Origin of the sequence: Microcystis sp. T1-4, from assembly GCF_000297435.1 — a bacterium.
Taxonomy (GTDB): Bacteria; Cyanobacteriota; Cyanobacteriia; order Cyanobacteriales; family Microcystaceae; genus Microcystis.
Genome location: NZ_CAIP01000276.1, coordinates 1 through 671, shown reverse-complemented (window position 1 = coordinate 671; position 671 = coordinate 1). Strand labels below are relative to the sequence as shown.

General features: G+C 44.1%; 1 protein-coding gene. It reads left to right on the top strand.

Annotated features, from left to right (window positions below):
• A partial coding sequence (locus MICAI_RS26520) for an IS110 family transposase (protein ID WP_039900323.1) occupies positions 1 to 506 on the top strand: 506 nt, incomplete at its 5' end.
• Between the last annotated feature and the right edge of the window lie 165 nt (positions 507 to 671).

The following is a 671-nucleotide window of genomic DNA, read 5'->3' as shown; positions in this document are numbered from 1 at the left end:
GCGGTAAAGCTTTGGTCGATATCGAAGCCCATCTTGAGTATCTCGATAACTGCCTCGAAAAACTCAATCAAGAAATTGAGGAATTGACCCAAGCTAACCAACAATGGCTCGAGAAAGTCAATTTACTCAAAACCGTGCCGGGGATTGGTCAAGTAATTTCTACTACTCTCGTCTCCGACTTACCAGAACTCGGTCAATTAACCGCCAAACAAATCTCTCGCTTAGTCGGTGTCGCACCGATTAATCATGATAGTGGTCAACATAAAGGTAAGCGAATGATTCAGGGAGGTCGCGCTCAGATTCGGGCGACTCTTTACATGGGAGCGGTGGTAGCTATGCGTCATAATCCGGTGATTAAAACTTTTTACGAACGCCTAGTCGGACGAGGTAAATCAAAAAAACTGGCTCTGACTGCTTGTGTGCGGAAAATCTTAGTTATTCTTAATGCAATGGTTCGCCAAAATCAGCCTTGGCAGCTTGCTGACAATTTACCACCTTGTTCCTAGAGATTCACACTTTTTGTTATCTCTGATCAAGGGTTGCGCTTGCTTTGGTTTAACCTGAGCGACTTAGTTTTTGCTGCGCTTTTTTCTGGCTTGAGATTTTAGGTTCGACAGCAACTCCTTGATTGTTTTTTGAGTTACCCCTTGACAATCAAGACAGTCGCTACG